9 protein-coding genes and 1 tRNA gene are annotated in these 9332 nt (G+C 71.3%); 2 read left to right on the top strand and 8 right to left on the bottom strand.

The window, feature by feature from the left end:
* The 8 genes from M3N57_01590 to M3N57_01555 form a co-directional block, all read right to left on the bottom strand.
* Positions 1-1361 (bottom strand): site-specific integrase (locus tag M3N57_01590; GenBank protein ID MDP9021397.1); only part of this gene is annotated, 1361 nt, incomplete at its 3' end.
* A gap of 4 nt (positions 1362-1365) precedes the next feature.
* Positions 1366-1650, bottom strand: a complete 285-nt coding sequence (locus M3N57_01585; GenBank protein ID MDP9021396.1) for a MerR family DNA-binding transcriptional regulator — start codon at positions 1648-1650, stop codon at positions 1366-1368.
* A 186-nt stretch (positions 1651-1836) separates the two neighbouring features.
* Positions 1837-1910 (bottom strand) — tRNA-Ala (locus tag M3N57_01580).
* Between the two features lie 102 nt (positions 1911-2012).
* The gene (locus tag M3N57_01575; protein MDP9021395.1) at positions 2013-2654 is read right to left on the bottom strand and encodes a haloacid dehalogenase; all 642 of its coding nucleotides are present in this window, start codon (positions 2652-2654) and stop codon (positions 2013-2015) included.
* 108 nt (positions 2655-2762) lie between these two features.
* Positions 2763-3386 carry a hypothetical protein gene (locus M3N57_01570; protein MDP9021394.1) on the bottom strand — a complete coding sequence of 208 codons (624 nt, stop codon included), beginning with the start codon at positions 3384-3386 and terminating at the stop codon, positions 2763-2765.
* A gap of 181 nt (positions 3387-3567) precedes the next feature.
* The gene (locus M3N57_01565; protein MDP9021393.1) at positions 3568-4845 is read right to left on the bottom strand and encodes a molybdopterin molybdotransferase MoeA; all 1278 of its coding nucleotides are present in this window, start codon (positions 4843-4845) and stop codon (positions 3568-3570) included.
* Positions 4842-5750 carry a UTP--glucose-1-phosphate uridylyltransferase GalU gene (galU, locus tag M3N57_01560; protein ID MDP9021392.1) on the bottom strand — a complete coding sequence of 303 codons (909 nt, stop codon included), beginning with the start codon at positions 5748-5750 and terminating at the stop codon, positions 4842-4844. The genes M3N57_01565 and galU overlap by 4 nt, the downstream gene beginning before the upstream one ends.
* 89 nt (positions 5751-5839) lie before the next feature.
* On the bottom strand, positions 5840-7864 hold the full coding sequence (locus tag M3N57_01555; protein ID MDP9021391.1) for a diguanylate cyclase: 2025 nt from the start codon (positions 7862-7864) through the stop codon (positions 5840-5842).
* Between the two features lie 66 nt (positions 7865-7930).
* Here M3N57_01555 and M3N57_01550 point away from each other — a divergent pair, with 66 nt between their 5' ends.
* Together M3N57_01550 and M3N57_01545 are read left to right on the top strand one after the other, a co-directional pair.
* Positions 7931-8518 (top strand): 5-formyltetrahydrofolate cyclo-ligase, encoded by a 588-nt coding sequence (locus tag M3N57_01550; GenBank protein ID MDP9021390.1) that lies wholly within the window; start codon positions 7931-7933, stop codon positions 8516-8518.
* A gap of 139 nt (positions 8519-8657) precedes the next feature.
* A complete protein-coding gene (locus M3N57_01545; protein MDP9021389.1) occupies positions 8658-9011 on the top strand; it encodes an FmdB family transcriptional regulator in 354 nt (117 codons plus the stop codon).
* The last annotated feature ends 321 nt before the right edge of the window (positions 9012-9332 follow it).

Raw genomic sequence — 9332 nt, 5'->3', positions numbered from 1 at the left:
GGACGGACCCGGACGTACATCTCCCACACCTGCACGCCGGAGCGGTGGCCGAGGAACTTGGCGACGTCGTCAGGGTCGAGGCCGAGCACGTTGAGCTGGTAGGTGGCGGCCGCGTGCCGTAGCGAGTGTGCGGACCACTGCCACCGCCGCTGACTCTGGGCTCCGGCCGGAGCTGTACCGGCGTCAGGTGGCCACCAGTCCTCTCGCTCCGGCCAGCCAGGCGTCCGCTCGGCGATGGGTTCCCATCGCCGCTCACGCCAGTTGTTGTAGGGATGCAGGCCCCTGCCGACGCGCCGCAGCGCGTCCTCAGGCCCTCGGACCTTGCGACCGGGCGAAGCGAACAGGGGTGCGCCGGCGCCGGTCCCGTCGAGCAGTTCTGACAGCTCTGCGCTGAGCCAGTGTGGCACGAACGCCCAGCGGGTCTTGCGCCACTTCGGCGGCAAGGTCCGCGGTTTCGACTTGTGGACCTGTTCGCGGATGTGGATGCGCCAGCATCCGTCTCGACCATCGAGCACGAACCGGTCGTCGTTGCGCAGTGCGAGGCACTCACTGATCCGCATGCCGGTGTAGGCGAGCAGGTAGATCTGCATCCGGAGACGATGGCCGAACAGCTCCAGAGCCGTATCCGCCAGGGCGTCGATCTGCTCGGGCGGCGGGATCTCCTCCTCCGGCACCGCGCGTGCGCTGCCACGACCGGAGACCGTGTCCTGGTCGGAGACGGCGAGCGGCATCTGGTGCGTGATGGTGAGGTCCGTGGAACGCAGGAAGCGGTTGGCGACGGCCCACTTGATGATCTGGACGACGAGACCGTGGACCTCGGTGTAGGTGCGGTGGGCGCGGGCGCGACGGACGTGTTCCAGTGCTTGGTTGTAGTCATTGGCGGTCAGGGCGCCGATGGGGATGTCGGCGATGGGCACGGCGCCACCGCGGGCCCGCGGGATGGTGATGTCGGAGCCGGTGATCCAGCAGCGGATGAGGCTGCGCACCTTCGACGGGTAGTTGACGCCCCATCGGGGATGCGGGGAGGCGTACCACTGCTCGACGACGTCGCCGAAGGGGAGGTCGGTCGCGTACGCGACGTAGGTCCCACCGACCCGTTCATTCATCTCGGCGAACTTGGCTTCCGCCTTTGCGTAGGCCTTGTCGAGGTCGCGGGCGTAGGCCTCCTTCCTCCGGGACAGCGGCCGGCCCGGCACGACCGGTTCCACCCGGTACTCGACCCGGTACGACGCCGACGCTCCTGTTGCCGTCCGGTCGGTGGGAGCACGCAGCACGACCCCGAGACCGAAGTCGTATGCACCCTCGAGGCGCAGCGCGTCACGAACGAGCTTGGGGACCGGGATGCCGTTGGGTGACGTCATGGTGTCACCGCCGACGTCTGGTCTTCCGGGTAGCGGCGACCAGGTCGTCCGCAGCGACGACAGGCACCGCCTCCATGCCCGGGGGCTGCATGTCGAGCGCGTCCGCGATCACCTCGCGCCGAATCCAGTACTTCTTCCCGCCCGGGTCGCGGCGCGACCGGCGGATCCGCCCCGCCCGTTCCCAGCGGTGGACGGTCGACTCGTCCACGCCGTAGAAGTGAGCCACGTCCGCTGCGCGCCACAGCGTCGGCATCGCGACGCCGGGTGGTTCGAGTGCTGGCTCTCCCATCGCCTATGGAGGCCATCCACGGCCCCATCGTGTGACACGACGGTTGTGGACAAGTGCTTCTCAGCCGCTTCGTAGCAGCCGTGCTGACCAGCTCCGTGCGTACTTTTTGCGTACTTAGTACGCAACTGAACGAAAGGCAGTCATGGGAAACGGCGAGAACCGCCCCGTAGGAGGCGGTTCTGGGCGTGGAGGTGATCGGATTTGAACCGACGACTTCTTCGTTGCGAACGAAGCGCTCTGCCAGGCTGAGCTACACCCCCGGACAACCCGCGAAACGGGCGTTCGGATACTACCGACGCCACCGGTGACATGCTACGGGCCACCGCCTGCGGCGACGTGCCGACGTTGGGTGCAACGCGACGTCAACCGTCCGGTTCCCGCTGCCCAGTGGCGACCTCGAGCGTCTGGCGGTGCGCATCCAGCGCAGCGCGCAGTCGCCGCTGAGCGAGTGCGGTGGTGAGGTCACCGCGGGTGCGCTCGGTGATCGCCCGCGCCCCGTCGGTCGCCCGACGTAGCCCGCGGGTGAGCGCGTCCGGGACGTCGATCGTGACCAGTGTGGCGAGGATCTCGTCCATCCGTTCCAGAGCACCCTCGGCGGCGCCCAGGTCCTCGTGGCGGATCCGGTCGAGGCAGTGGCGGCGTAGCTCACCGACCGTCTCGGCGAGGCCATGCAGCCACGAGCCGTCGTCCACGCCGACCTCCGCCGGCGTCGGCCAGCCCTCGCCGGTCACGGCCGCGGCGGTGATGTAGGCCTCGGCGTACTCCTTGGCCGCGTCCTGCAGGAAGCCGCCGTACAACACCTCGGGTTGGTCACCAGCGGCAGCGACGGCGCGGTGGAGCTGCTCACGGGACTCGCGGATCAGCGTGCGCGCCCGGTCGACCTCACCCCGGTGGATCGCCCGGATCGCGTTCGCTGCCGCGCGGATGGCATCCCGCGAAGCCCGGAAGGCGGCCTCACGCGACTCGTGTCGGTGCACGAACCGGCTGCGGACCGGCTCGGTCACGCTAGCCAGGTCGGGCGTCTCAGCGCGAGCGTCGGACAGCGGTCGATGACTCCAGCAGGTCGTCGCCTTGACTCACTCGGATACCGCCCGCGGTCGGGAGTCGCACTCCTACTCGTCCCAGCGGCGGATGCGGACACTCGACTGAGGCTGCCATGGTTCGCTGCCGTGACGCGCCACCTGCATGCCGCCGGTCGTCTCCATCGGCCCCCCGGCGCCCACCGCCACCGGCAGGCGGTCGAATCCCACGTCGTAGGCCGCGTAGGCCGCGTAGGCCGCGTCGGATCCCACGTCGCGGGCCACGACGTCACCGTCGGGCAGGCTGCGCACGATCGGCGCGACGCGGTCGACCCGGCGCTTCCACCGCAGCAGCAGCCTGACGTACCCGGCGAGGAGCGCCGCCGACCCGAAGAACACCGACCATGCCAGCCCACGCACGGTGAACGCGAGCGGCAGGCTCACCGCCGTGGCCAGCAGCAGCCGGACGAACATGCGCCGGCGCTGGGTCAGCACGGAACTGCGTCGCCGCTTCCGCTCGTCGACGATGCGGCCAGCGTCGCGCGGAACGTAGATGTAGCGACCGCCGGCGCCGACATCGCGACGGGCCAGGACGTCCATGGCCCGCTCGAAGGTGCCGACACTGGTCGTCGGCGACGACCGGCGCGCCCGTAGCGCTCCGGGGAGCAGCACCACACCCCAGATCAGCGCCAGCAGCATCACCCATGCGCCGTTCACCAGGTGTGCCCCTCCCCGCGGCCCACGGGCCCTGGTCGGACCCGCGCCGACGGTATCACCAGCCCCCCGCTGCGCCGAAGCACCCGCGACGGTGCGAGTCGCCGCAGCCGGCGCGCGACGCCATGCCTGCCCAGGCCAGCGGCACCGACCGCGGGGACGTCAGTCGACAGGACCGCCGCCTCTACGGCTCGACGAGGAGGTGAACCGTGACCCGGGTTCCGGAGGGGACGTCGGTGCGCTGTTCGGGGATCTCTGCCAACCCGTCGGCGGCGAGGAGCGAGCTGATCGCCTCTGCTCCCTGCGGTCCGGTGAGCGACGCCGACCAGCCGCTGGCGTCCTGCCGTAACCGCACCCGCAGGAACGTGCGCCTGCCCGGCCGGGTGACGACCGCGTCGGTCAGCCGCGCGCTCACGGTGGGGCGTGACAGGTCGCGCCGGCCCTGCAGGCGGCGCAGCGCGGGACGCACGACGACCTCGAACGACACGAAACCCGACGCGGGTTGGTCCGGGAGCCCGAACACCGGGACGCCCCGCACCCGGCCGTACAGCTGGGGCCCTCCCGGTTCGATCGCCACCGTGGCGGCATGGACCTCACCGAGCATGGCCAGGACGTCACGGACGCGGTCGTAGGCCCCGGCCCTGACGCCGCCCGTGGTGACGATCACATCGGCGTGGCCGATGTTGGAGTCGAACGCGTCGATCAGCGCCCGCCGGTCGTCGGCGACGATGCCGGCCCAGAACGCCACGGCGTCGGCCTGGCGGACCAGCGCTGCCAGCATCGGGCCGTTGGAGTCACGGATCGTCCCCGGCGACGGCGACTGCTCGGGAGCGACCAGGTCGCTGCCCGTGGACAGGATCACGACGCGGGGACGGGGGTAGCAGCGCACCGGGGCGTGACCTAACGCTGCCAGCGCGGCGATGTCTCCCGGGCGGAGCCGACGGCCGGCACGGATCAGACGGGTGCCGGCCGTGATGTCCTCGCCCGCGTCTCGGATGTTGGATCCCGGCGGCGGTGCCACGGAGATCGCCACGACGGCGCCCTCCTGATGCGTTGTCTCCGCTGGCACCACCGTGTCCGCCCCGTCGGGGACCGGTGCACCGGTCATGATCGCCAGCGCTGTGCCCGGCTGGAGCTTCGGCGGGACGCCGGGCACAGCCCGAACCTGGCCTGCGACGCGGAGGCGCACCGGCTGGTCGGCGCTGGCCTCGGTCACGTCGGCGGCCACAACCGCGTACCCGTCGACCGCGGCGCTACGCAACGGCGGGAGACTCTCGGACGGCACCACGTCTTCGGCGAGGACCAGCCCGAGCGCGTCAGGCAACCGCAGCTCGATCGGTTCGAGTGGCTCGAGGTCGGCCAGGATCCGGTCGCGGTAGGCGTCGACCGCCACAATGTCGTCCCGCGCCGCAACGTCGGTGCCGGTCAGCCCCCCGACACCGCTGGCGACCGGGTCGCTCACGTCCGGCTCCGCCGTTCGGCCAGGAACTCCTCCAGCCACTCCAAGAAGGGCTCGGCGATGTCGGAGCGGTCGGCGGCGAGCGCGACGTTGGCTTTGAGGAAGCCGATGACGTCGCCGATGTCGTGCCGCGGCCCCGTGTACTCGACCGCGGTGATCGGGTCACGGCGCGCCAGCGTCCGCAGGGCATCCGTCAGCTGGATCTCGCCGCCCTCGCCGGGCTCGGTTTCGGCGAGCACCTCGAAGACGTCGGCGCCCAGGACGTAGCGTCCGATGATCGCGAGGTCCGACGGTGCGTCCTCGGCGTCGGGTTTCTCGACCAGGTCGTGCACGTCGTACACCCCGTCCTCACCGCGTCGCGGATCGGCCTCGACGATCCCGTAGGAGCTGACCTGCTCGGCGGGGACCGACATCACGGCGACGACGGGGCGGCGGTGACGTTCGAACAGTTCGATCATGCGCTCGAGGAGCTTCTCGTCGGGGTCGACGATGTCGTCACCGAGCAGCACGGCGAACGCCGCATCGCCCACGTGCTGGCGCGCCTGCAGGACAGCGTGGCCGAGCCCGAGCTGCTGCGTTTGGCGGACGTAGTACATGTGTGCGAGCTCAGCCAGGCGGATCACCTCCGCGCGCTCCTCTTGCTTGCCCTTGCCGCTGAGGACGTCCTCGAGTTCGGGGTTGCGGTCGAAGTGGTCCGCGATCGCCTGCTTGTTCCGCCCGGTGACGACCAGGATGTCGTCCAGGCCAGCCTGGACGGCCTCCTCGACCATGTACTGGATCGCCGGCCGGTCGAGCACCGGCAGGGTCTCCTTCGGCTGCGCCTTGGTCACCGGCAGGAAACGGGTGCCGTACCCGGCTGCGGGCAGGACAGCCTTGCGGACGCCAACGGCCGCGTGATCGTCGCTCACGGGGGCTCCTCGACGGTTCAGCCCGTGAGCGTAGGGCCGAGGCGTGCGTCCCGGCCGGTTCTGACCTGACCAGGCGGCCCGTGCGGCCCTCACGCCGTCTCGGACGCCACCCGTGGCGGGACCTCATCGGCGGTCACGACCCGGTCGCGTCCCGCCTGCTTCGCCGCGTACATCGCCTGGTCGGCTGCGCGGAGCAACTCGTCCACGGACCGCTCAGATCCCCGCGTCCCCACCACACCCAACGACACCGTCACCCACAGATCGCCCACTTCCGTCTCGACGGGTGACGCGCCGACCGCCTGTCGGATCCGCTCCGCAGTGCGTGCGGCGCCCTGGAGGTCGGTCTCGGGCAGGACCAGGACGAACTCCTCCCCGCCGTAGCGGGCCACGGTGTCGACCTCCCGGACCTGCGCCGATACGCGCTGTGCGACCTCGATGAGGACCGTGTCGCCAACCGGGTGGCCGTAGCGGTCGTTGACGGCTTTGAAGTGGTCGATGTCGAGGATGATCATGGCGAGGTCGTGCCCGAACCGCGCGGCCCGCTCGACCTCCTCCTCCGCCCGCTGACGGAAGTACCTCAGGTTCCACAGCCCGGTGAGGCCATCGGTGATGGACGCCTGCTGGGTGGCCTGGTGCAGGCGGACGTTCTCGATCGCGACCGACGCCTGCGCGGCGAACGAGCGCAGCGTGTACAGGTCGGCGGCGTCGAACGGCGCCCCGTCAGCCCGGTCGTAGAGCACCAGGACGCCGATCAGCTGGCCGAGTTCGGGGCTGAACAGCGGCACGGCGAGCAACGCGTCCGCGGTCGGCTCGCCGGGGTCGGGGGCGGGCACCTCGTCGGCGTCCTGGGGCAGTCGCACCACCGACGCGGTCTGCGCCACCCACCCCACCACGCCGGAGCCCATCGCGACCGTGCGGTCGACCTCGTCCGGAGCCAGCCCCCTGGCGACCTTGACGTAGAGCTCGCTCCGGCCGGGCGCCAGCATGAACAGCGCCGCGCGCTCCGCGGTGAGCGCTGCGCTGGCCGCCTCGACCACGGCCGCCAGCGTCCGGTTGAGGTCGAGCGTCGACGACAGGGTCTGACCGAGGCGGTCCAGGGAGTCCTGCAGCGCGTCGCGGGAGCGCTCCAGCTCCTGGACCTGGCCGCGCAGGTTGTCGGTCATCGCGTTGAACGCCGCGCCGAGGACCGCGAGCTCGTCGCGACCTCGGACGTCGATGCGGCGGTCGAGGTCGCCAGAAGCCACATCGCGGGCCGCGGCGGCCAGCTCTCGGACCGGTTGGACGACGACCTGGGCCACGAGCCAACCCAGTGCCGCGGCGGTCAAGGCCACGACCGCCAGGATCGCGATCGTCGCCAGCGTCACCCACCGCCGCGCCGCACCGATCGGTTCACGGGAGCTGCTGGCGACGATGCTCCAGTCGTCGACGGCGACCGACTGCACGATCGCCTGGTCGAGCGTGGCGGCGACGATCTCGGCGGGGCTTCGTCCAGCATCGGTGCCGGCGAGGTCGGCCCCGGTCGTGGTCGCGACCGGCTGTTCGTCCACGAACAACGTCAGGTCGAACCGGGAGCCGCTCAGCTCCTCGGCGAGGCGTCGGTCGACCCAACGCCCCGCCAGGATCCAACCCAGGGTGCGGCCCCCGGCGTCCTCGACCACCCTGGCCCGGCCCACCACGAACGGGGTCGTCCGCCCCTGCGTGGCCGCCGCTGCCAGCGTGGCTTCGTCGGGGACCTCGACATCGGCGAGGACCTGGGCGGGCTCGGTGCGGGCGGCCAGTACCGCCCCGCCCTCATCGGTCACCACGACGACGTCGGCACGTCCACGCCCGCCGAACGCGCTCTCGACCGCGGCGCGCACCGCTGCGGCGTCGCCGTCGCTCAACGCGGCTCCCAGCGCCCGCTCCCGGGCCGCGAGGTCCTCGGCGAGATCGCCGGCCCGCTCCCGGACCAGCTCGACCTGCTCGAGGACGCTCTGCAAACCCAGCGTCAGCTGATCGGTGGCCCGGGTCTCGAGCTCGCGGATCAGGACCGCACGGGCGGCGACCGCAGCGACCGTCAACGGCAGCATCACCATGATGCTGAAGTACACGGTCAGCCGGATCCGGAGGCTCACCCGGTCTCCTCGGTCGGAAGCCGCACCTTACGATTGTCGGCGGGGAACTGCCGGAAGGACGCCGACGTGACGGTGGAGGAGGTCACGCGGCGGAAGCGTGAGCTGCGCCGCGACGGCCGCATCCGTCGCGCCGACCTGGTGCCCGCTGAACGCGCCCGCGCCTCCGCCGATGCCGCCCGTCACCTGCTCGAGCTGCCGGAGCTGACGGGTCGGCGTCTGGTGGCGTTCTACGCCCCGTTGGGCAACGAGGCTGACCCGCTCCCGGCTGCGCGAACGCTGCTGCGACGTGGGGTGGCGATCGCTCTGCCGCGGGTCGAGGCCACCGAGCTCGTGCTGGTCGCGACCCCCGACCTGGATGCACTGTCGACCGGCTACCGGGGCGTCCGCGAGCCGTTGGGACCGGCGGTCGACCCTGCGGGGGTGGCCGCGATCGTGCTCCCAGGGGTGGCGTTCGATCGGCGCGGTGGCCGGCTCGGGCAAGGCGGCGGCCACTACGATCGGCTGCTGGCGGCCCTTCCGCGCGACATCACCCGGATCGGGTTCTGCTTCGCCTGCCAGCTGGTCGCCGAGGTTCCGAGCTCGCCGCACGACGAACTGGTTGATGTCGTGGTCACCGAGGAGGGCGTCATCCGCGCCCGGCCGGACGTCGCTTGAGCCGGCGGTGGGAACATCACGTACCCTGGAGCAGTTGGCACTCGGTGCAGGCCACTGCCAGGCTCGTTGCGAGCGCCAACTGTCTGCGTGGGAAGCCGTTGGAGCACCGGCCGAGCCTCGTAGCGAGGAGTTGTGCGACATGCCGACGTACGAGTACGCGTGCCGTGACTGCGGCGAGCACCTCGAGGTGGTTCAGTCGTTCCGCGACGACGCCCTGACCGAGTGTCCCGCCTGCCACGGCCGGCTCCGGAAGGTGTTCAGCGCTGCAGGCATCGTCTTCAAGGGGTCGGGCTGGCACATCAAGGACTACGCGAGGTCGTCCGGTGGCGAGCCGAAGACGCCGCAGGCGGATGGCGACTCCAAGGCGGATGGTGACTCGAAGGCGGATGGCGCCTCCAAGGCGGATCGGGCGTCCAAGAAGGCGACGGCCTCTGAGGGCAAGAAGGGTCAGGCGGGAGACTCGTCGAGCGGCGGTGAGAAACAGAGCGCCTAGCGCGCGAACGGGCCACGGCAGGTGGTGGCGTTCAGCCCCGGATCTCCTGGACGGCCTCCGCGCCGACCGCGATCCCCACTGCGATGAACAGGATGGCCGCGACCAGCCGTAGCCAGTCGAAGCGCGCACGGACGGCGGGCGGCTGAGCAGGCCTGTCCACAGGCTGGCAGGCTTCGGATCGCCACGAACTGCGAGGCCGTGCTCAGCTGTGGGCATGGGCCGCACAACCGGACCGCTCGCCGTGCTGCGTCGCCTCCTGGACGGGCCGCCACCAGCGTTCCCCCCGGCGCTGAACCGGGTGAGCCGGCGGTGGGCCACCGC

Source organism: Actinomycetota bacterium (assembly GCA_030776725.1).
Classification (GTDB): domain Bacteria; phylum Actinomycetota; class Nitriliruptoria; order Nitriliruptorales; family JAHWKO01; genus JAHWKW01.
Note: the sequence above shows the minus strand (reverse complement) of the source record. Positions and strands in the feature narration are given on the sequence as shown.

What these genes read in the sequence shown, in the direction of transcription:
- M3N57_01585 (MDP9021396.1), bottom strand. Translation starts at nt 1,650, where the DNA reads ATGGGAGAGCCAGCACTCGAACCACCCGGCGTCGCGATGCCGACGCTG.
- M3N57_01545 (MDP9021389.1), top strand. Translation starts at nt 8,658, where the DNA reads ATGCCGACGTACGAGTACGCGTGCCGTGACTGCGGCGAGCACCTCGAG.